The organism is Citrobacter sp. Cpo012 (genome assembly GCF_030333015.1).
GTDB classification, from domain to species: Bacteria; Pseudomonadota; Gammaproteobacteria; order Enterobacterales; family Enterobacteriaceae; genus Citrobacter; species Citrobacter portucalensis.
Map to the genome: position 1 here is coordinate 273,923 of NZ_JAOWGR010000036.1, position 21,203 is coordinate 295,125.

General features: G+C 52.9%; 18 protein-coding genes. 16 read left to right on the top strand and 2 right to left on the bottom strand.

Annotation, left to right across the window (positions count from 1 at the left end):
- Positions 1-2: 2 nt before the first annotated feature.
- The 3 genes from OGX90_RS08105 (at position 3) to OGX90_RS08115 (ending at position 3,077) form a co-directional block, all read left to right on the top strand.
- Entirely contained in the window at positions 3-497 is a 495-nt protein-coding gene (locus OGX90_RS08105; protein WP_003028086.1) for a YfbU family protein, read from the top strand.
- The gene (locus OGX90_RS08110) at positions 490-1,167 is read left to right on the top strand and encodes a sugar phosphatase (protein WP_008785348.1); all 678 of its coding nucleotides are present in this window, start codon (positions 490-492) and stop codon (positions 1,165-1,167) included. Before OGX90_RS08105 ends, OGX90_RS08110 begins: the two co-directional genes overlap by 8 nt.
- 77 nt (positions 1,168-1,244) lie before the next feature.
- Positions 1,245-3,077 carry an SLC13 family permease gene (locus tag OGX90_RS08115; RefSeq protein WP_032944084.1) on the top strand — a complete coding sequence of 611 codons (1,833 nt, stop codon included), beginning with the start codon at positions 1,245-1,247 and terminating at the stop codon, positions 3,075-3,077.
- A 63-nt stretch (positions 3,078-3,140) separates the two neighbouring features.
- Here OGX90_RS08115 and yfbR read toward each other — a convergent pair whose 3' ends face one another.
- Together yfbR and alaA are read right to left on the bottom strand one after the other, a co-directional pair.
- Positions 3,141-3,740, bottom strand: a complete 600-nt coding sequence (gene yfbR / locus OGX90_RS08120) for a 5'-deoxynucleotidase (protein ID WP_286623498.1) — start codon at positions 3,738-3,740, stop codon at positions 3,141-3,143.
- A gap of 83 nt (positions 3,741-3,823) precedes the next feature.
- Positions 3,824-5,041, bottom strand: coding sequence for an alanine transaminase AlaA (gene alaA, locus OGX90_RS08125; protein WP_003028082.1), 1,218 nt, complete (start codon positions 5,039-5,041; stop codon positions 3,824-3,826).
- A gap of 927 nt (positions 5,042-5,968) precedes the next feature.
- On the opposite strand from alaA, the gene lrhA reads away from it, so the two are divergent.
- The 13 genes from lrhA to nuoM all read left to right on the top strand — a co-directional run bounded on the left by lrhA (position 5,969) and on the right by nuoM (position 21,203).
- On the top strand, positions 5,969-6,907 hold the full coding sequence (gene lrhA / locus OGX90_RS08130; protein ID WP_003834760.1) for a transcriptional regulator LrhA: 939 nt from the start codon (positions 5,969-5,971) through the stop codon (positions 6,905-6,907).
- Between the two features lie 627 nt (positions 6,908-7,534).
- On the top strand, positions 7,535-7,978 hold the full coding sequence (gene nuoA, locus OGX90_RS08135; RefSeq protein WP_003028077.1) for an NADH-quinone oxidoreductase subunit NuoA: 444 nt from the start codon (positions 7,535-7,537) through the stop codon (positions 7,976-7,978).
- A gap of 15 nt (positions 7,979-7,993) precedes the next feature.
- A complete protein-coding gene (gene nuoB, locus OGX90_RS08140; protein WP_003028075.1) occupies positions 7,994-8,656 on the top strand; it encodes an NADH-quinone oxidoreductase subunit NuoB in 663 nt (220 codons plus the stop codon).
- A gap of 85 nt (positions 8,657-8,741) precedes the next feature.
- The gene (gene nuoC, locus OGX90_RS08145) at positions 8,742-10,544 is read left to right on the top strand and encodes an NADH-quinone oxidoreductase subunit C/D (RefSeq protein WP_003834757.1); all 1,803 of its coding nucleotides are present in this window, start codon (positions 8,742-8,744) and stop codon (positions 10,542-10,544) included.
- A gap of 2 nt (positions 10,545-10,546) precedes the next feature.
- The gene (nuoE, locus tag OGX90_RS08150) at positions 10,547-11,047 is read left to right on the top strand and encodes an NADH-quinone oxidoreductase subunit NuoE (protein ID WP_003028069.1); all 501 of its coding nucleotides are present in this window, start codon (positions 10,547-10,549) and stop codon (positions 11,045-11,047) included.
- Entirely contained in the window at positions 11,044-12,381 is a 1,338-nt protein-coding gene (nuoF, locus tag OGX90_RS08155; RefSeq protein WP_003834753.1) for an NADH-quinone oxidoreductase subunit NuoF, read from the top strand. Before nuoE ends, nuoF begins: the two co-directional genes overlap by 4 nt.
- An 80-nt stretch (positions 12,382-12,461) precedes the next feature.
- The gene (gene nuoG, locus OGX90_RS08160; RefSeq protein ID WP_032941985.1) at positions 12,462-15,188 is read left to right on the top strand and encodes an NADH-quinone oxidoreductase subunit NuoG; all 2,727 of its coding nucleotides are present in this window, start codon (positions 12,462-12,464) and stop codon (positions 15,186-15,188) included.
- Entirely contained in the window at positions 15,185-16,162 is a 978-nt protein-coding gene (gene nuoH, locus OGX90_RS08165; RefSeq protein WP_003028063.1) for an NADH-quinone oxidoreductase subunit NuoH, read from the top strand. Before nuoG ends, nuoH begins: the two co-directional genes overlap by 4 nt.
- A gap of 14 nt (positions 16,163-16,176) precedes the next feature.
- Positions 16,177-16,719 (top strand): NADH-quinone oxidoreductase subunit NuoI, encoded by a 543-nt coding sequence (gene nuoI, locus OGX90_RS08170; RefSeq protein ID WP_003028062.1) that lies wholly within the window; start codon positions 16,177-16,179, stop codon positions 16,717-16,719.
- Positions 16,720-16,730: 11 nt separating this feature from the next.
- Positions 16,731-17,285: an NADH-quinone oxidoreductase subunit J gene (gene nuoJ, locus OGX90_RS08175; protein WP_003028059.1), complete on the top strand. Its 555-nt coding sequence runs from the start codon at positions 16,731-16,733 to the stop codon at positions 17,283-17,285.
- Positions 17,282-17,584: an NADH-quinone oxidoreductase subunit NuoK gene (gene nuoK, locus OGX90_RS08180; protein WP_000612644.1), complete on the top strand. Its 303-nt coding sequence runs from the start codon at positions 17,282-17,284 to the stop codon at positions 17,582-17,584. The genes nuoJ and nuoK overlap by 4 nt, the downstream gene beginning before the upstream one ends.
- Entirely contained in the window at positions 17,581-19,422 is a 1,842-nt protein-coding gene (nuoL, locus tag OGX90_RS08185) for an NADH-quinone oxidoreductase subunit L (protein WP_003834744.1), read from the top strand. Before nuoK ends, nuoL begins: the two co-directional genes overlap by 4 nt.
- Before the next feature lie 251 nt (positions 19,423-19,673).
- The gene (gene nuoM / locus OGX90_RS08190) at positions 19,674-21,203 is read left to right on the top strand and encodes an NADH-quinone oxidoreductase subunit M (RefSeq protein ID WP_003027692.1); all 1,530 of its coding nucleotides are present in this window, start codon (positions 19,674-19,676) and stop codon (positions 21,201-21,203) included.

Genomic DNA, 21,203 nt, shown 5'->3' on the forward strand with positions numbered 1-21,203 from the left:
AAATGGAAATGACCAACGCTCAACGTCTGATTTTGTCGAATCAGTACAAAATGATGACTATGCTCGATCCAACTAACGCCGAGCGTTATCGTCGTTTGCAGACGATTATTGAACGCGGTTACGGCTTGCAGATGCGTGAGCTGGATCGTGAGTTTGGTGAACTGACGGAAGAAACCTGTCGTACGATTATCGATATTATGGAGATGTATCACGCATTACATGTGTCCTGGACTAATCTTAAGGATGCGCAGGCTATTGATGAGCGTCGCGTGACCTTCCTCGGTTTTGACGCCGCAACGGAAGCCCGTTTCCTCGGGTACGTTCGTTTTATGGTCAATGTGGAAGGTCGTTACACCCACTTTGATGCGGGTACGCATGGCTTCAACGCCCAGACCCCAATGTGGGAAAAATATCAGCGTATGCTGAATGTTTGGCACTCTTGCCCGCGTCAGTATCACCTGAGCGCGAATGAAATTAACCAAATCATTAATGCCTGAGGGGGCGAGCGTGCAGTGCAAAGGTTTTCTGTTTGATCTGGATGGAACGCTGGTCGATTCCTTACCCGCAGTAGAGCGTGCGTGGTGCAACTGGGCCGATCGCTTCGGCCTCGATCACGCCGAGGTACTTGGCTTTATTCATGGTAAGCAGGCCATTACCTCCCTGCGACACTTTATGGTGGGCAAGTCTGAGGCAGAGATCGCCGCGGAATTTACCCGTCTGGAACAGATCGAAGCGACGGAAACCGCCGGGATCACCGCGCTGCCGGGGGCAGTTGATTTACTCAACCATCTCAATAAAGCAGGTATTCCATGGGCGATTGTGACCTCCGGTTCTATGCCGGTCGCACGTGCGCGTCATCGTGTTGCCGGGCTTCCTGCTCCTGAAGTGTTTGTCACCGCCGAGCGGGTAAAAAGAGGGAAACCAGAGCCAGACGCGTATCTGTTAGGCGCTCAGCTTCTGGGCCTGGCACCGCAGGAATGTGCAGTCGTGGAAGATGCCCCCGCCGGGGTGCTCTCAGGACTGGCTGCTGGGTGTCATGTCATCGCGGTTAACGCGCCAGCGGATACGCCGCGTCTGGACGAAGTTGATTTTTCGCTGACCAGTCTGGAACATATTTCTGTGACCAAACAACCCAACGGAAATGTGGTCGTTATAAGAAATACCTGATCATGATTTAGCCCCAGATTGTTGGGGCTTTTTTATGGCAGAATCAGTCCATCCCTCTCATTTAACAAGGATATGTTGTGAACGGTGAATTGATATGGGTTCTCTCATTGCTGGCGATTGCCGTCGTCTTGTTTGCAACTGGCAGAGTGCGTATGGACGCGGTCGCTTTGCTGGTCATTATTGCCTTTGTTCTGAGTGGAACATTGAGCATCACAGAGGCTTTTTCCGGGTTCAGCGATCCTAATGTTATTTTGATAGCGGCTTTATTCATTATCGGCGACGGCCTGGTGCGTACCGGCGTGGCGACGGTAATGGGTGCCTGGCTGGTGAAGGTCGCTGGCAGCAGTGAAGTCAAAATGCTGGTGTTGCTGATGATAACCGTAGCCGGACTCGGTGCCTTCATGAGTTCGACCGGTGTGGTCGCCATCTTTATTCCGGTTGTCTTAAGCGTTTCTATGCGCATGCAAATCTCCCCCTCACGGCTAATGATGCCGTTGAGCTTTGCCGGATTGATAAGCGGCATGATGACGCTGGTGGCAACGCCGCCGAACCTGGTCGTCAACAGTGAATTGTTACGTGAAGGACTTAACGGTTTTAGCTTTTTTAGCGTAACCCCACTGGGACTGGTGGTGTTGGTACTCGGCATAATTTATATGCTGGTGATGCGTTTTATGCTGAAAGGTGAAGACTCCGGGCAGCCGGGAGACGGCTGGAAGCGCCGGACCTTTCGCGATCTGATCAAAGAATATCGCCTGACAGGGCGTGCCCGTCGCCTGGCGATTCGCCCGGGTTCTCCCATGATTGGCCAACGTCTGGATGACCTGAAATTGCGTGAGCGCTACGGGGCAAACGTGATTGGTGTTGAACGCTGGCGGCGTTTTCGCCGCGTGATTGTCGATGTTAACGGGGTTTCTGAGTTCCGTGCCCGTGACGTGTTGCTGATTGATATGTCAGCGGCTGACGTCGACCTGCGTGAATTTTGCAGCGAGCAACTGTTGGAGCCGATGGTGCTGCGCGGTGAATACTTCTCCGAGCAGGCGCTTGACGTGGGTATGGCCGAGATTTCATTAATCCCTGAATCGGAATTGATCGGCAAAACGGTACGGGAAATCGCTTTTCGTACGCGTTATGGCCTGAATGTCGTCGGACTGAAGCGTGATGGTACGGCACTGGCCGGAGCGGTGGTGGATGAACCACTGCTGATGGGCGATATCATTCTGGTAGTGGGTAACTGGAAACTCATCACTTTGTTGGGGCAAAAAGGGCGCGATTTCGTGGTACTGAATATGCCCGTGGAAGTCAGTGAAGCTTCCCCGGCGCACAGCCAGGCGCCGCATGCGATTTTCTGTCTGGTGCTGATGGTCGCGTTAATGCTCACCGATGAAATCCCTAATACGGTTGCCGCGATTATCGCCTGTTTGCTGATGGGAAAATTCCGCTGCATCGATGCCGAAAGCGCCTATAAAGCCATTCACTGGCCAAGTATTATTTTGATTGTCGGAATGATGCCCTTTGCGCTGGCATTACAGAAAACGGGCGGTGTTGATCTGGTGGTTAAAGGGCTAATGGACGTTGGTGGAGGGTACGGCCCGTATATGATGCTGGGCTGCCTGTTCGTGCTGTGCGCGACCATTGGGTTATTTATCTCTAACACTGCGACGGCGGTACTGATGGCGCCGATTGCGCTGGCGGCAGCAAAGTCGATGGGCGTTTCGCCGTATCCTTTTGCGATGGTGATTGCGATGGCGGCTTCCGCAGCCTTTATGACGCCAGTGTCTTCACCGGTAAACACACTGGTACTCGGGCCGGGTAACTACAGCTTTAGCGATTTCGTAAAAATTGGCGTGCCGTTTACCATCATTGTGATGGTGGTGTGCGTGGTGATGATCCCGATGCTGTTTCCGTTTTGATTTTTATGTGCCGGATGGCGGCTAACGCCTCATCCGGCCTACAAAGGCAATGTCGCCGCAAACTTACAATGGAGAATCCTGACTGATTTCATCTAATGAGAGGTGAAAACTCGGGACGAACACGTCCATAAAGTAGTCCATCTCTTCGCTGCGTCGTGACTCCAGCGTTTTTTCCAGACGTGTTTTCGCCAGCAGAAATTCGTTGTTACCGGCAGAGAGTTCTTCCAGGCACTTCAGATACGCGCACAGGGCATCGGCCTGTTTAACAATCGACCTCTCTTCTTCACTTAAGGCATGTTCATCAATGAGCGGCGCAAAAATATCGCGCAGCTCATCGGGAACCATATCGACCAGTTTTTGTTGGGCAATTTTCTCTATCGCTTTATATTCTTGGGCAATCTGCGAGTTGAAATATTTCACTGGGGTAGGGAGATCGCCGGTTAACACCTCTGACGCATCGTGATACATCGCCAGCAGGGCAATACGCTCAGCATTAACCTGACCACCAAATTTACGGTTTTTAATTGCGGCCAGCACATGGGCAACCATGGCAACCTGCAGACTGTGTTCGGACACGTTTTCGGTGCGCACGTTGCGCATCAGCGGCCAGCGGTTAATGAGTTTCAGACGGGAGAGGTGGGCAAAAAAGTGGCTCTGCTTCATAACGACCCTTACTCAGTGACTTCAGTAACGGTATTTTGCGCAGAGAGTGCTACCGGATGCAAACCCGGCAGCACTTTGCGTGGTTACAGCTGGCGATACCCTGACAGGAAACGCTCAAATTTACTCAGCGACATTTCGATATCGTCAATACGCGGTAGCGTGACGATGCGGAAATGATCCGGCCACGGCCAGTTGAATGCCGTCCCCTGGACCAGCAGTACTTTTTCCTGCAACAGGAAGTCGAGTACCATTTTCTGGTCGTCATGAATATTGAAGCGTTTAGCATCAATTTTCGGGAACATATACAGCGCACCGCGCGGTTTTACGCAAGAGACGCCGGGGATGTCATTAAGCAGTTCCCAGGCGCGGTTACGTTGCTCATACAGACGTCCGCCTGGCATGATGAATTCGCTGATGCTCTGATATCCACCCAGTGCGGTCTGAATGGCATGTTGTGCCGGAACGTTGGCACACAGGCGCATAGAAGCCAGCATCTCAAGGCCTTCGATATACCCTTTGGCATGTTTCTTCGGTCCGTTCAGTACCATCCAGCCCTGGCGGAAACCGGCAACACGATAGGTTTTTGACAGGCCGTTAAAGGTAATAGTCAGCAGGTCAGGGGCCATTGCCGCAATCGAGTGGTGCTCGGCGTCATCGTAAAGAATTTTGTCGTAAATCTCGTCCGCAAAGATGATGAGATTGTTTTGGCGGGCAATCTCAACAATCTCCATCAGCAGCTCTTTAGAATACACCGCGCCAGTAGGGTTGTTTGGGTTGATGATGACGATCCCACGGGTACGCGGCGTAATTTTGGCGCGGATATCATCCAGGTCCGGGAACCAGTCTGACGATTCGTCACACAGGTAGTGCACGGCATTACCACCAGAGAGCGAAACCGCCGCCGTCCACAGTGGATAATCAGGTGCAGGAACCAGCATTTCGTCCCCACTGTTTAGCAATGCCTGCATGGCCTGCACAATCAATTCAGATACGCCGTTACCGATATAGATATCTTCCACGGTTACGTCGCGCATCCCACGGGCCTGGTAATGCTGCATGATTGCTTTGCGGGCTGAATAAAGGCCTTTGGAATCGCAATATCCTTGCGCAGTTGGCAAATTGCGGATCACATCCACCAAAATTTCATCTGGCGCTTCAAACCCGAAAGGCGCAGGGTTGCCGATGTTCAGTTTCAGAACTTTGTTGCCTTCTTCTTCCAGGCGCTTTGCTTCCTTCAGAACCGGGCCGCGAATGTCATAACAGACGTTTTCTAATTTGCTGGATTTTTCAATGGGGGACATGAACGTTGACCTTTTTAGCTGTGAATGCCACTCCCTGCCGTGGAAGTCAGCCCAGCACAATGTACTCCCACGACGGTGAGTTTTGAAGGGTCTTTAGTAGAAGATTTTGGAAAGCAGGAGGATTATAATTCGCTGTTAATAACTAAATAATGTGATTTTTGTAGAGTAATAATCTGGATTATTGTGTTTTTTGTGGTTTATATTTTAATTTGTTAGCGTGGGTATGGTGATTTGTCTGGTCAAAAAAAGTTAGGTCTGTAAAGACAAAGTAGCTGAGATCTCAGCTGAATGGCGTAATTCGAAAATACTGAGGTTTGGCCTGCGAAATCTGTTATCGGTCTGATCCCTGCGTGATGCGGTGTGAATCCATTGTTAAGCATAATTAATGAATTGAGGAATTCTTAATTAATTATTATTTATTATTTAAACGACATCAAATTGAGTGGGCCAATAATACGAAAACCGTTGCACTGACATAACACCAATTTGCCCGGAATTATTCGCGATAACACTTATAAATATAGTGGTTTTAGGTTAAGATAACTCCTATGAAATGGTGTGTAGTACGAATTTTACGATAATTCAAATGTTTGTTGGTTGTTCCTAACATCCTGAAAAGTTAGTTTTTAATGTGTAAATTATTGTTCGTTAACTATTTTTTAAATTTACAAAATTTACATGTTTCCCATTAGTCAGAATCATCCAGCAGCTAAAAAATACGGCTCTTTCTCGTTGCTATATTCCGATGAATATCACGGGTATTAAAATAGCTCAGAAAGAGAATTGTTTCGTTTGTTAAACCAAATACATCCTTATTTTCACTTGGTTACACTAAGCGAAACTGAAGGGAGGCACATTACAAATGGAGTTGTTTGATTCTGAATGCACAGCATTAACCCGGTATGACCCGCGAGTAAGTGAAAAACTATGATAAATGCAAATCGTCCGATAATTAACCTCGACCTCGATCTGCTGAGAACCTTTGTTGCTGTTGCCGACCTGAATACCTTTGCGGCTGCGGCAGCTGCGGTATGTCGAACTCAGTCTGCGGTAAGTCAGCAAATGCAGCGTCTTGAACAACTTGTGGGGAAAGAGTTGTTCGCGCGCCATGGACGCAACAAACTGCTGACCGAACATGGTATCCAGCTGTTGGGTTACGCCAGGAAAATACTGCGATTTAATGATGAGGCATGCTCATCATTGATGTTTAACAATCTTCAGGGGGTGTTAACTATCGGTGCTTCTGATGAATCCGCCGATACCATACTCCCTTTTCTGCTTAACCGTATAAGTTCGGTTTATCCGAAACTTGCACTGGATGTCAGAGTGAAACGCAATGCCTACATGGTGGAGATGCTTAAGTCGCAAGAAGTAGATTTAGTGGTCACCACTAACCGACCTGGCGATTTTGAGTGCCTGAATTTGCGAACTTCACCGACGCACTGGTATTGCGCAGCCGAATATATCCTGCAAAAAGGCGAACCGGTGCCGTTAGTTCTGCTGGACGATCCCAGCCCGTTTCGCGATATCGTGCTGGCGACGTTGAATGCCGCACAGATCCCGTGGCGTTTGGCTTATGTCGCTTCAACATTGCCTGCGGTCCGCGCGGCGGTAAAAGCAGGGCTGGGCGTTACTGCCCGTCCTGTCGAAATGATGAGCCCGGATTTACGCGTACTGGGTGCGGCGGACGGATTGCCACCTCTGCCTGATACCGAGTATCTGCTGTGCAGCGATCCGGCCACGCAAAATGAATTAGCTCAGGTTATCTTTAAGTCGATGCAGACATATCAAAATCCTTGGCAATACAATCAGTTTACCCCTGAAGGAGGAGATGACTCGCTGATTGTTGAAGGCGACTTTGAGTAAAGCGTCACAAAAAAACGTTTTAAAATGTAAGTGTAAAAAAGAGCCACTGATGATGAAAAAACATCCAGCGGCTCTTTTTTTATGCAAATATTACTGCTTTCTGTTCATTCATATACTAAAACTTAACAAAATCAGCAGGTAAAAAAACAGACTGACAATAGGATGAAAAATAATCAGCTGAGTTGCTAAATGTTTCCATGTTAAAAAACTAGAGAAATTGTTGCTGTTTTTTATGGTGAATTAACAAAAGCGTGTCACAGATCAAGAAAATACTCCCATTTAGGGGGAGGCATCTGGGTGAATTCCTGTCAAAATAGACGTGTATTATCTTTTTTACTTCACTACGGACACGATTCAACAACATTAAAAATGACCGATGATGCAATCGAAATGGGTCTAAAGAGCACTTTATGTTAATGAAGTTGGAACAGTGTAAAATAATGTGAGGAAACTTTTGTTAAAGTTGACAAAAGGTTATAGAAAGGAGTAAAAAACCCCATCAATTAGCTGTATAAAATGATTTTTCACAGTGATTGTAAGGTTTTTTTTATTCCTCCCCATGAATCGATGTGGCGTTCATCTGCCGAAAAGAGCAGAGAATTTGGCGCTACTTTTGATGAGTAAGCAATGAGTATGTCAACATCCACTGAAATCATCGCTCATCACTGGGCATTCGCTATCTTTCTTATCGTTGCCATTGGCCTGTGCTGCCTGATGCTCGTCGGCGGCTGGTTTTTAGGGGGTCGCGCACGCGCGAGATCTAAAAACGTGCCGTTTGAATCAGGTATCGACTCGGTCGGCACCGCCCGCCTGCGCCTGTCTGCCAAGTTTTATCTGGTAGCCATGTTCTTCGTTATCTTCGACGTTGAAGCGCTGTATCTGTTCGCATGGTCAACTTCTATCCGTGAAAGCGGTTGGATTGGCTTTGTGGAAGCTGCAATTTTTATTTTTGTGTTACTGGCAGGTCTGGTTTATCTGGTGCGTATTGGCGCGCTGGACTGGACGCCCGCGCGTTCACGCCGCGAGCGTATGAACCCGGAAACGAACAGTATCGCTAATCGTCAACGCTAACCGCGAGGCATTAAGATGGATTATACGCTCACCCGCATAGATCCTAACGGTGAGAACGACCGTTACCCCCTGCAAAAACAGGAGATCGTAACCGACCCCCTGGAACAAGAAGTTAACAAAAACGTGTTCATGGGCAAACTGCATGACATGGTTAACTGGGGCCGTAAAAACTCAATTTGGCCATATAACTTTGGCCTTTCCTGCTGCTACGTTGAGATGGTGACCTCGTTTACCGCCGTGCACGATGTGGCCCGTTTTGGTGCGGAAGTACTGCGTGCATCGCCGCGTCAGGCTGACCTGATGGTCGTAGCCGGAACCTGCTTTACCAAAATGGCACCAGTTATTCAGCGCCTTTACGATCAGATGCTGGAACCGAAATGGGTTATTTCCATGGGCGCATGCGCCAACTCCGGCGGTATGTACGACATCTATTCTGTGGTGCAGGGCGTTGATAAATTTATTCCGGTCGATGTGTACATCCCGGGATGTCCGCCGCGCCCAGAAGCGTATATGCAGGCTCTGATGCTGCTGCAAGATTCCATTGGCAAAGAACGCCGCCCGCTCTCCTGGGTGGTTGGCGATCAGGGCGTTTATCGCGCCAATATGCAGTCAGAACGCGAGCGTAAACGCGGCGAACGTATTGCTGTAACGAATCTTCGTACACCAGACGAGATTTAATTTGCGCCTGTCGGCAGCAGCACTTCCTTCGCTTATCACTACATAAATAGCGCGAAGCACTGCCGACCACCACGGACCATTTGCAATGGTGAACAATATGACCGACTTAACCGCGCAAGACGCCGTATGGCAAACACGGGATCACCTTGATGACCCGGTCATTGGCGAACTGCGCAACCGTTTTGGGCCGGATGCCTTTACCGTTCAGGCGACTCGCACCGGGGTACCCGTTGTTTGGGTCAAGCGTGAACAATTACTGGAAGTTGGCGATTTCTTAAAGAGACTGCCGAAACCTTACGTCATGCTGTTTGACTTACACGGCATGGACGAACGTCTGCGTACGCACCGCGAAGGGTTACCTGCCGCGGATTTTTCCGTTTTCTATCACCTGATCTCCATTGAACGCAATCGCGATATCATGCTCAAGGTGGCTTTGTCTGAAAACGATCTGCGCGTACCGACTTTCACCAAACTGTTCCCGAACGCCAACTGGTATGAGCGTGAAACCTGGGAAATGTTTGGCATCGATATCGAAGGTCACCCGCACCTGACGCGTCTGCTGATGCCGCATACCTGGGAAGGTCATCCGCTGCGTAAAGACTACCCGGCGCGTGCGACCGAATTTGATCCGTTTGAGCTGACTAAAGCCAAACAGGATCTGGAAATGGAAGCGCTGACCTTCAAACCAGAAGATTGGGGTATGAAGCGTAGCACCGAAAATGAGGACTTCATGTTCCTCAACCTCGGTCCTAACCACCCGTCTTCTCACGGTGCTTTCCGTATTGTGCTACAGCTTGATGGCGAAGAAATCGTCGACTGCGTACCTGACATCGGCTACCACCACCGTGGCGCTGAAAAGATGGGTGAACGTCAGTCCTGGCACAGCTACATTCCGTACACCGACCGTATTGAGTACCTCGGCGGCTGTGTAAACGAAATGCCTTACGTACTGGCCGTTGAGAAGCTGGCTGGTATCACCACGCCGGATCGCGTCAACGTGATTCGCGTGATGTTGTCCGAACTGTTCCGTATCAACAGCCACCTGCTGTACATCTCCACGTTCATTCAGGACGTCGGCGCGATGACCCCGGTCTTCTTCGCCTTTACCGACCGTCAGAAAATCTATGACGTGGTGGAAGCGATCACCGGTTTCCGTATGCACCCGGCCTGGTTCCGTATCGGCGGTGTGGCACACGATCTGCCGCGCGGTTGGGACAAGCTGCTGCGTGACTTCCTCGACTGGATGCCAAAACGTCTGGATTCTTACGAGAAAGCCGCACTGCGTAACACCATCCTGAAAGGCCGTTCGCAGGGCGTTGCCGCTTACGGTAAGAAAGAAGCGCTGGACTGGGGTTGTACCGGTGCTGCGCTGCGCGCGACCGGTATTGATTTCGACGTGCGTAAAGCGCGTCCGTACTCTGGCTACGAAAACTTTGACTTTGAAGTCCCGGTTGGCGGCGGCGTTTCTGACTGCTATACCCGCGTGATGCTGAAAGTTGAAGAGCTGCGCCAGAGTCTGCGCATCCTTGAGCAGTGCCTCAATAACATGCCGGAAGGCCCGTTCAAAGCGGATCACCCGCTGACGACGCCGCCGCCGAAAGAGCGCACGCTGCAACATATCGAAACCCTTATCACCCACTTCCTGCAGGTTTCGTGGGGCCCGGTTATGCCGGCAAACGAGTCCTTCCAGATGGTGGAAGCGACCAAGGGTATCAACAGTTACTACCTGACCAGCGATGGCAGCACCATGAGTTACCGTACCCGTATCCGTACCCCGAGCTATGCGCACCTGCAGCAGATCCCGGTAGCGGTACGTGGCAGCCTGGTGTCCGACTTAATCGTCCATCTGGGTAGTATCGATTTTGTTATGTCAGATGTGGACCGCTAATTATGCACGAGAATCAACAACCACAAACCGAGGCTTTTGAGCTGAGTGCGGCTGAGCGTGAAGCGATTGAGCACGAGAAGCACCACTACGAAGACCCGCGTGCGGCGTCCATTGAAGCGCTGAAAATCGTTCAGAAACAGCGTGGCTGGGTGCCGGATGGGGCGATCTATGCGATCGCTGATGTGCTGGGTATTCCGGCAAGCGACGTAGAAGGTGTTGCTACGTTTTATAGCCAGATCTTCCGCCAGCCGGTAGGTCGCCATGTGATCCGCTATTGCGACAGCGTGGTGTGCCATATCAACGGTTACCAGGGGATCCAGGCCGCGCTTGAGAAAAAACTCAACATCAAGCCGGGGCAGACGACCTTTGATGGTCGCTTTACGCTGCTGCCGACCTGTTGCCTGGGGAACTGCGATAAAGGGCCAAACATGATGATCGATGAGGATACTCACGCTCACCTGACCCCGGAAGGCATTCCCGAACTGCTGGAGCGGTATAAATGAAAGACATTATCCGTACTCCCGAAACCCATCCGCTGACCTGGCGTCTGCGTGATGACAAACAGCCGGTCTGGCTGGACGAATACCGTAGCAAGAACGGCTACGAAGGTGCGCGTAAGGCCCTGACCGGGCTGTCACCGGACGAAATCGTTAATCAGGTAAAAGACGCTGGCCTGAAAGGGCGCGGCGGCGCGGGCTTTTCCACCGGTCTGAAGTGGAGCCTGATGCCGAAAGACGAATCCATGAACATCCGTTACCTGCTGTGTAACGCCGATGAAATGGAGCCGGGCACCTATAAAGACCGTCTGCTGATGGAACAGCTGCCGCACCTGCTGGTGGAAGGCATGCTGATTTCCGCGTTTGCGCTGAAAGCGTACCGTGGTTACATCTTCCTGCGCGGTGAATATATCGAAGCCGCCGTGCATCTGCGTCGCGCGATTGCCGAAGCGACTGAAGCCGGTCTGCTTGGCAAAAACATCATGGGCACTGGTTTCGACTTCGAACTGTTTGTCCACACCGGGGCAGGGCGTTACATCTGCGGTGAAGAAACCGCGCTGATCAACTCCCTCGAAGGTCGCCGTGCTAACCCTCGTTCCAAGCCGCCGTTCCCGGCAAGCTCTGGCGCATGGGGCAAACCGACCTGCGTAAACAACGTCGAAACCCTGTGTAACGTACCGGCTATCCTAGCGAACGGCGTGGAGTGGTACCAGAACATTTCGAAGAGCAAAGACGCGGGCACCAAGCTGATGGGCTTCTCTGGTCGCGTGAAGAATCCTGGCCTGTGGGAACTGCCTTTCGGTACTACCGCGCGTGAGATCCTCGAAGATTACGCGGGCGGCATGCGCGATGGACTGAAGTTTAAAGCCTGGCAGCCAGGCGGTGCAGGGACTGACTTCCTGACCGAAGCACACCTCGATCTGCCGATGGAATTCGAAAGCATTGGTAAAGCAGGTAGCCGTCTGGGCACCGCGCTGGCCATGGCTGTTGATCACGAGATTGGCATGGTTCCTTTGGTGCGTAACCTCGAAGAGTTCTTTGCCCGCGAGTCTTGCGGCTGGTGTACGCCGTGCCGTGACGGTCTGCCGTGGAGTGTGAAAATTCTGCGCGCGCTGGAGCGTGGCGAAGGCCAGCCTGGGGATATCGAGACACTTGAGCAACTGTGTCGTTTCCTCGGCCCGGGTAAAACCTTCTGTGCACACGCACCGGGTGCAGTGGAACCGCTGCAGAGCGCCATTAAATATTTCCGCGAAGAATTCGAAGCTGGCATCAAGCAGTCCTTCAGCAATACCCATCAGATTGGTGGTATTCAGCCGAACCTGCTGAAAGAGCGCTGGTGATTACAGGGTTAGCCCTGTGTCGCGATAAGAAATTCGATTAACGCTCGGTTACGACCGAGCCAACTGGAAGCATGCTGACTATGGCTACGATTCATGTAGACGGCAAAGAATATGAGGTCAACGGAGCGGACAACCTGCTGGAAGCTTGTCTGTCTCTCGGCCTTGATATTCCGTACTTTTGCTGGCACCCGGCGCTGGGAAGCGTCGGTGCTTGCCGCCAGTGTGCGGTGAAGCAATATCAAAACGCGGAAGACACGCGTGGTCGCCTGGTGATGTCTTGTATGACACCGGCCACCGAAGGCACCTTTATTTCTATTGATGACGAAGAAGCGAAACAGTTCCGCGAAAGCGTCGTGGAGTGGTTGATGACTAACCACCCGCACGACTGTCCGGTCTGTGAAGAGGGCGGCAACTGCCACCTGCAGGATATGACCGTCATGACCGGTCACAGCTTCCGTCGCTACCGCTTCACGAAGCGTACTCACCGTAACCAGGACCTGGGGCCGTTCATCTCTCACGAAATGAACCGCTGCATCGCCTGCTATCGCTGCGTACGTTACTACAAAGATTACGCCGATGGCGCGGATCTGGGTGTCTATGGCGCACATGACAACGTCTACTTCGGTCGCCCGGAAGACGGTACGCTCGAAAGCGAGTTCTCTGGTAACCTGGTAGAAATTTGCCCGACCGGCGTCTTCACTGATAAAACGCACTCCGAGCGTTATAACCGTAAATGGGACATGCAGTTTGCGCCGAGCATCTGCCAGCAGTGTTCCATCGGCTGTAACACCAGCCCGGGCGAGCGCTACGGTGAACTGCGTCGTATCGAAAACCGTTATAACGGTACCGTTAACCACTACTTCCTCTGCGACCGTGGTCGTTTTGGCTATGGTTACGTGAACCTGAAAGACCGTCCGCGTCAGCCGGTACAGCGTCGTGGCGATGACCTGATCACGCTGAACGCCGAGCAGGCGATGCAGGGCGCGGCAGATATTCTGCGTCAGTCGAAGAAAGTAATTGGTATCGGCTCCCCACGCGCCAGCGTTGAAAGTAACTTCGCGCTGCGTGAACTGGTGGGTGCGGATAACTTCTATACCGGTATCGCCCAGGGCGAGCAGGAACGTCTGCAACTGGCACTGAGCGTGCTGCGTGACGGCGGGATTCATACTCCGGCACTGCGCGAAATCGAATCTTATGATGCGGTTCTGGTGCTGGGCGAAGATGTCACCCAGACCGGCGCACGCGTTGCGCTGGCAGTGCGTCAGGCGGTGAAAGGTAAAGCGCGTGAAATGGCGGCGGCACAGAAAGTGGCTGACTGGCAGATCGCAGCAATCCTTAACATCGGCCAGCGTGCTAAGCACCCGCTGTTCGTTACCAACGTCGATAACACCCGTCTGGATGACATCGCCGCATGGACCTATCGTGCACCGGTTGAAGATCAGGCGCGTTTAGGTTTCGCTATCGCTCATGCGCTGGATAACAACGCTCCGGCGGTTGACGGTATCGACCGTGACCTGCAAAACAAAATTGACGTTATCGTTCAGGCACTGGCCGGGGCGAAGAAACCACTGATTATTTCCGGCACCAACGCCGGTAGCGCCGAAGTGATTCAGGCGGCTGCCAACGTGGCGAAGGCGCTGAAAGGCCGTGGCGCAGACGTCGGCATCACCATGATTGCTCGCTCTGTTAACAGCATGGGCCTAGGTATGATTGGCGGTGGTTCCCTTGACGATGCGCTGACCGAGCTGGAAACAGGTCGTGCTGACGCCGTTGTGGTGCTGGAGAATGACCTGCATCGCCATGCTTCAGCAACGCGTGTGAACGCAGCGCTGGCGAAAGCGCCGCTGGTACTGGTCATTGACCATCAGCGTACGGCAATTATGGAAAACGCTCATCTGGTGCTTTCCGCCGCAAGCTTCGCCGAAAGCGATGGTACGGTGATTAACAACGAAGGCCGCGCTCAGCGTTTCTTCCAGGTCTACGACCCGTCCTACTACGACAGTAACACCGTGATGCTGGAAAGCTGGCGCTGGCTGCACTCGCTGCACAGCACCGTGCAGAGCCGCGAAGTGGACTGGACGCAGCTCGACCACGTTATCGACGCGGTCGTTGAGAAGCTGCCGCAACTGGCGGGTATCAAAGATGCCGCTCCGGACGCAAGCTTCCGTATCCGTGGACAGAAATTGGCTCGTGAACCGCACCGCTACAGCGGTCGTACCGCAATGCGCGCCAACATCAGCGTACACGAACCGCGCCAGCCGCAGGACAAAGACACTATGTTCGCCTTCTCTATGGAAGGGAACAACCAACCGTCTGCGCCGCGTTCACAAATTCCGTTTGCCTGGGCTCCGGGCTGGAACTCCCCACAGGCGTGGAACAAGTTCCAGGATGAAGTGGGCGGTAAACTGCGTCATGGCGATCCGGGCGTGCGTCTGATCGAAGCTTCTGCAGATGGTATGGATTACTTCACTACCGTTCCGGCGAGCTTCCAGGCTCAGGATGGTCAGTGGCGTATCGCGCCGTACTACCATCTGTTTGGCAGCGACGAAATGTCCCAGCGTGCGCCGGTCTTCCAGACCCGTATGCCGCAGCCGTACATCAAACTCAACCCGGCTGATGCCGCGAAGTTGGGTGTTAATGCCGGTACGCGCGTTTCTTTCAGCTACGATGGCAACACGGTTACGCTGCCGGTTGAAATCGCTGAAGGATTAACGGCAGGGCAGGTTGGTTTGCCGATGGGTATGCCTGGCATCGCGCCGGTTCTGGCAGGTGCGCGTCTTGAGGATCTGCAGGAGGCACAACAATGAGTTGGATTACACCCGATCTGATTGAGATCCTGCTGAGCATTCTCAAAGCGGTCGTGATCCTGCTGGTGGTGGTCACCTGCGGGGCATTCATGAGCTTTGGCGAACGTCGTCTGCTGGGTCTGTTCCAGAACCGTTACGGACCGAACCGTGTTGGCTGGGGCGGTTCGCTCCAGCTGGTTGCGGACATGATCAAGATGTTCTTTAAAGAAGACTGGATCCCGAAATTCTCGGATCGCGTCATCTTTACCCTGGCACCGATGATCGCCTTTACCTCGCTACTGCTGGCTTTCGCCATCGTGCCGGTGAGTCCGAACTGGGTGGTTGCTGACCTGAACATCGGGATCCTGTTCTTCCTGATGATGGCGGGCCTCGCGGTATACGCGGTGCTGTTCGCCGGCTGGTCCAGTAACAACAAATACTCCCTGCTCGGTGCGATGCGTGCGTCTGCGCAGACGCTGAGTTACGAAGTGTTCCTCGGGCTTTCCCTGATGGGCGTGGTGGCGCAGGCCGGTTCATTTAACATGACCGACATCGTCAACAACCAGGCTGATATCTGGAACGTTATTCCGCAGTTCTTTGGTTTTGTCACCTTTGCCATCGCGGGCGTGGCGGTGTGCCACCGTCACCCGTTTGACCAGCCAGAAGCCGAGCAGGAACTGGCCGACGGTTACCACATTGAATATTCCGGTATGAAATTCGGTCTGTTCTTCGTGGGTGAATACATCGGCATCGTCACCATTTCTGCACTGATGGTTACCCTGTTCTTCGGTGGCTGGCATGGCCCGTTCTTACCGCCATTCGTCTGGTTCGCGCTGAAAACCGCGTTCTTCATGATGATGTTCATTTTGATTCGTGCGTCGTTACCGCGTCCTCGTTATGACCAGGTAATGTCCTTCGGCTGGAAAGTCTGTCTGCCGCTGACGCTCGTCAACTTGCTGGTAACGGCGGCTGTCATTCTCTGGCAGGCGCAATAAGGGACACAAAGACCATGACCTTAAAAGAATTGTTCGTAGGTTTCGGCACCCAGGTACGCAGTATCTGGATGATCGGCCTGCATGCGTTCGCGAAACGCGAAACGCAGATGTATCCGGAAGAGCCGGTCTATCTACCACCCCGTTTTCGTGGTCGTATCGTTCTGACTCGTGATCCAGACGGTGAAGAGCGCTGCGTTGCCTGTAACCTGTGTGCGGTAGCGTGTCCGGTAGGCTGTATTTCTCTGCAAAAAGCAGAGACCAAAGATGGCCGCTGGTATCCGGAGTTTTTCCGCATTAACTTCTCACGCTGCATTTTCTGCGGCCTGTGCGAAGAAGCCTGTCCGACTACGGCTATTCAGCTGACTCCAGATTTCGAGCTGGGTGAGTACAAGCGCCAGGACCTGGTTTACGAGAAAGAGGATCTGCTGATCTCCGGTCCGGGCAAATACCCGGAATATAACTTCTACCGGATGGCAGGTATGGCAATCGACGGCAAAGATAAGGGCGAAGCAGAGAACGAAGCTAAGCCTATCGACGTCAAGAGCCTGTTACCGTAAGGAGAGGGGCAATGGAGTTCGCTTTTTATATCTGTGGCCTGATAGCCATTCTCGCAACCTTGCGGGTGATCACCCACACCAATCCGGTACACGCGTTGCTGTACCTGATTATTTCGCTGCTGGCGATTTCTGGGGTGTTCTTCTCGTTAGGCGCTTACTTCGCCGGTGCGCTGGAAATTATCGTCTACGCGGGCGCCATCATGGTGCTGTTCGTGTTCGTGGTGATGATGCTCAACCTTGGTGGTTCTGAAATTGAACAGGAACGTCAGTGGCTGAAACCGCAGGTGTGGATTGGTCCGGCGATTCTGTCGGCCATTATGCTGGTGGTTATTGTTTACGCCATTCTGGGCGTTAACGATCAGGGCATCGACGGCACGCCAATTAGCGCGAAAGCAGTCGGTATTTCCCTGTTCGGACCGTATGTACTGGCGGTTGAACTGGCTTCGATGCTGCTGCTGGCGGGTCTGGTTGTGGCCTTCCACGTGGGGCGCGAAGAGCGTTCTGGTGAAGTGCTGAGCAATCGCACCGACGACCGCGCGAAAAGAAAAACGGAGGAGCACGCATGATCCCCTTACAACATGGACTGATCCTCGCTGCGATCTTATTCGTGCTGGGCTTAACCGGTCTGGTTATCCGCCGCAATCTGCTGTTTATGCTGATCGGGCTGGAAATCATGATTAACGCCTCCGCGTTGGCCTTTGTGGTCGCCGGAAGCTACTGGGGCCAGACCGATGGTCAGGTGATGTATATTCTCGCCATCAGCCTTGCGGCTGCCGAAGCGAGCATTGGGCTTGCGCTGTTGCTGCAACTTCATCGCCGTCGCCAGAACCTGAACATCGATTCAGTAAGTGAGATGCGTGGATGAACATGCTTGCCTTAACCATTATTCTGCCATTTATTGGCTTTGTATTACTGGCGTTTTCTCGTGGTCGTTGGTCAGAAAATCTGTCCGCTACCGTGGGTGTCGGGTCGATCGGTCTGGCCGCGCTGGTTACTGCGTTTGTTGGCGTTGATTTCTTTGCCAATGGCCAGCAGGCTTACAGCCAGCCGCTGTGGACGTGGATGTCAGTCGGCGACTTCAACATCGGCTTCAACCTGGTGCTGGACGGCCTGTCGCTGACCATGCTCTCCGTGGTGACCGGCGTTGGTTTCCTGATCCACATGTTCGCCTCCTGGTATATGCGCGGAGAAGAGGGCTATTCTCGTTTCTTCGCCTACACCAACCTGTTTATCGCCAGCATGGTGGTTCTGGTGCTGGCGGATAACCTGCTGCTGATGTACCTCGGCTGGGAAGGCGTGGGCCTGTGCTCCTATCTGCTGATTGGTTTCTACTACACCGATCCGAAGAATGGCGCTGCGGCAATGAAAGCCTTCGTGGTAACCCGCGTTGGTGACGTATTCCTGGCGTTCGCGCTGTTCATCCTCTACAACGAGCTGGGCACGCTGAACTTCCGCGAAATGGTGGAACTGGCGCCTGCGCACTTTGCAGACGGTAACAACATGCTGATGTGGGCAACCCTGATGCTGTTGGGCGGTGCGGTCGGTAAATCTGCACAGCTGCCGTTGCAGACCTGGCTTGCTGATGCGATGGCCGGCCCGACGCCTGTCTCCGCATTGATCCACGCCGCGACGATGGTTACCGCTGGTGTCTACCTGATAGCCCGTACGCACGGCCTGTTCCTGATGACGCCTGAAATCCTGCACCTGGTGGGGATTATCGGTGCTATCACTCTGGTGCTGGCGGGTTTTGCTGCGCTGGTACAGACCGACATCAAACGCGTTCTTGCGTACTCCACCATGAGCCAGATTGGTTATATGTTCCTGGCTCTCGGCGTACAGGCGTGGGATGCGGCGATTTTCCACCTGATGACGCACGCCTTCTTTAAAGCGCTGCTGTTCCTGGCATCCGGCTCGGTTATCCTGGCTTGCCACCACGAACAGAACATCTTCAAGATGGGCGGTCTGCGTAAGTCAATTCCGCTGGTGTATCTCTGCTTCCTGATCGGTGGCGCGGCGCTGTCGGCTCTGCCGCTGATTACCGCTGGCTTCTTCAGTAAGGATGAGATTCTGGCCGGTGCAATGGCGAATGGTCATATTAATCTGATGGTTGCAGGTCTGGTCGGTGCATTCATGACCTCTCTGTACACCTTCCGTATGATTTTCATCGTGTTCCACGGTAAAGAACAAATTCACGCCCACGCAGGGAAGGGGATTACCCATCATCTGCCGCTGATTGTGCTGATGATCCTGTCCACCTTCGTTGGCGCGCTGATTGTGCCGCCGCTGCAGGGTGTACTGCCTGCGACGACCGAGCTTGAGCATGGTCGCGTCATGACGCTGGAAATTACCTCCGGTATCGTAGCGATTGCGGGCATCCTGATCGCAGCATGGCTGTGGCTGGGTAAACGCACGCTGGTGACGTCGATTGCGAACAGTGCGCCGGGCCGCCTGCTGGGTACCTGGTGGTATAACGCCTGGGGCTTCGACTGGCTGTACGACAAAGTGTTCGTCAAGCCGTTCCTGGGTGTTGCCTGGTTGCTGAAACGCGATCCGCTCAACTCAATGATGAACATCCCGGCGATCCTTTCCCGCTTTGCAGGTAAAGGCCTGCTGTTGAGCGAGAACGGTTATCTGCGCTGGTATGTTGCATCAATGAGCATCGGCGCCGTCGTTGTGCTGGCACTGTTGATGGTACTGCGTTGAGTTTGTTGGCTGGATGAACGATTGCCGGATGGCGCTGCGCTTATCCGGCCTACAAACCCAAAAATAATTTTTAGAATTCGTTGAAAATCTGTTCCTGATGTACAGGCGTCATCGGCGAAGTCAGACCGGAGACCGCCAGCGCAGAGCAACCGGAGCGTACTGAAGTACGTGAGGATTGCGAGCACTGCCGGGATTTGGGCTGACGAGTGAGATAGCCTGAGCAGGAGTAAATATAAGGGACATACTTAGCTATGTTATTACCCTGGTTGATATTAATTCCCTTTATCGGTGGCTTCCTGTGCTGGCAGACCGAACGCTTTGGCGTGAAGGTGCCGCGCTGGATTGCGCTGATTACCATGGGATTGACGCTGGCGCTTGGCCTGCAACTGTGGTTGCAGGGCGGCTATTCACTGACGCAATCCGCTGGCATTCCGCAGTGGCAGTCTGAATTTGTCCTGCCGTGGATCCCACGTTTTGGCATCTCTATTCATCTGGCTATCGACGGTCTGTCGCTGCTGATGGTAGTGCTGACCGGTCTGCTCGGTGTTCTGGCGGTACTTTGCTCCTGGAATGAAATCGAAAAATACCAGGGCTTCTTCCATCTGAACCTGATGTGGATCTTAGGCGGCGTGATCGGCGTGTTCCTTGCCATCGACATGTTCCTGTTCTTCTTCTTCTGGGAAATGATGCTGGTGCCGATGTACTTCCTGATCGCGTTGTGGGGGCATAAAGCCTCTGACGGTAAAACGCGTATCACGGCGGCGACCAAGTTCTTCATTTATACCCAGGCGAGTGGTCTGGTGATGTTGATTGCCATCCTGGCGCTGGTGTTTGTGCACTATAAAGCGACCGGTGTGTGGACCTTCAACTATGAAGAGCTGCTGAATACCCCGATGTCCCACGGTGTGGAATATCTGCTGATGCTGGGCTTCTTCATTGCCTTCGCGGTGAAAATGCCGGTAGTTCCGCTGCACGGCTGGTTGCCGGATGCGCACTCCCAGGCGCCGACCGCAGGTTCCGTTGACCTGGCGGGGATCTTGCTGAAAACCGCGGCTTACGGTCTGCTGCGCTTCTCTCTGCCGCTGTTCCCGAACGCGTCGGCTGAGTTTGCACCTATCGCAATGTGGCTGGGCGTTATCGGTATCTTCTACGGCGCGTGGATGGCCTTTAATCAGTACGATATCAAACGTCTGATCGCTTACACCTCCGTATCGCACATGGGCTTCGTACTGATTGCTATCTACACCGGCAGCCAGCTGGCGTACCAGGGTGCTGTTATCCAGATGATTGCGCACGGTCTGTCCGCAGCCGGTCTGTTCATTCTGTGTGGTCAGCTGTACGAACGTCTGCACACGCGTGATATGCGTATGATGGGCGGCCTGTGGGGCAAAATGAAATGGTTGCCTGCGCTGTCGATGTTCTTCGCAGTGTGTACGCTGGGTATGCCGGGTACAGGTAATTTCGTTGGCGAATTTATGATTCTGTTCGGCAGCTACCAGGTGGTTCCGGTCATTACCGTGATCTCGACCTTTGGTCTGGTGTTTGCCTCTGTTTACTCGCTGGCGATGCTGCATCGCGCTTACTTCGGTAAAGCGAAGAGCCAGATTGCCAGTGTTGAACTGCCAGGGATGTCGCTGCGTGAGCTGTTTATCATCCTGTTGCTGGTCGTGCTTCTGGTACTGCTTGGCTTCTATCCGCAGCCGATTCTGGATACCTCGCATTCTGCGATGAGCAACATCCAGCAGTGGTTTGTTAATTCCGTTACTACTACAAGGCCGTAA

Bases quoted from the DNA above. Each gene is read 5' to 3' on its own strand.
- OGX90_RS08105 (WP_003028086.1), top strand. From the start codon at position 3: ATGGAAATGACCAACGCTCAACGTCTGATTTTGTCGAATCAGTACAAA.
- OGX90_RS08110 (WP_008785348.1), top strand. From the start codon at position 490: ATGCCTGAGGGGGCGAGCGTGCAGTGCAAAGGTTTTCTGTTTGATCTG.
- yfbR (WP_286623498.1), bottom strand. From the start codon at position 3,740: ATGAAGCAGAGCCACTTTTTTGCCCACCTCTCCCGTCTGAAACTCATT.
- alaA (WP_003028082.1), bottom strand. From the start codon at position 5,041: ATGTCCCCCATTGAAAAATCCAGCAAATTAGAAAACGTCTGTTATGAC.
- lrhA (WP_003834760.1), top strand. From the start codon at position 5,969: ATGATAAATGCAAATCGTCCGATAATTAACCTCGACCTCGATCTGCTG.
- nuoA (WP_003028077.1), top strand. From the start codon at position 7,535: ATGAGTATGTCAACATCCACTGAAATCATCGCTCATCACTGGGCATTC.
- nuoB (WP_003028075.1), top strand. From the start codon at position 7,994: ATGGATTATACGCTCACCCGCATAGATCCTAACGGTGAGAACGACCGT.
- nuoC (WP_003834757.1), top strand. From the start codon at position 8,742: ATGGTGAACAATATGACCGACTTAACCGCGCAAGACGCCGTATGGCAA.
- nuoE (WP_003028069.1), top strand. From the start codon at position 10,547: ATGCACGAGAATCAACAACCACAAACCGAGGCTTTTGAGCTGAGTGCG.
- nuoF (WP_003834753.1), top strand. From the start codon at position 11,044: ATGAAAGACATTATCCGTACTCCCGAAACCCATCCGCTGACCTGGCGT.
- nuoG (WP_032941985.1), top strand. From the start codon at position 12,462: ATGGCTACGATTCATGTAGACGGCAAAGAATATGAGGTCAACGGAGCG.
- nuoH (WP_003028063.1), top strand. From the start codon at position 15,185: ATGAGTTGGATTACACCCGATCTGATTGAGATCCTGCTGAGCATTCTC.
- nuoI (WP_003028062.1), top strand. From the start codon at position 16,177: ATGACCTTAAAAGAATTGTTCGTAGGTTTCGGCACCCAGGTACGCAGT.
- nuoJ (WP_003028059.1), top strand. From the start codon at position 16,731: ATGGAGTTCGCTTTTTATATCTGTGGCCTGATAGCCATTCTCGCAACC.
- nuoK (WP_000612644.1), top strand. From the start codon at position 17,282: ATGATCCCCTTACAACATGGACTGATCCTCGCTGCGATCTTATTCGTG.
- nuoL (WP_003834744.1), top strand. From the start codon at position 17,581: ATGAACATGCTTGCCTTAACCATTATTCTGCCATTTATTGGCTTTGTA.
- nuoM (WP_003027692.1), top strand. From the start codon at position 19,674: ATGTTATTACCCTGGTTGATATTAATTCCCTTTATCGGTGGCTTCCTG.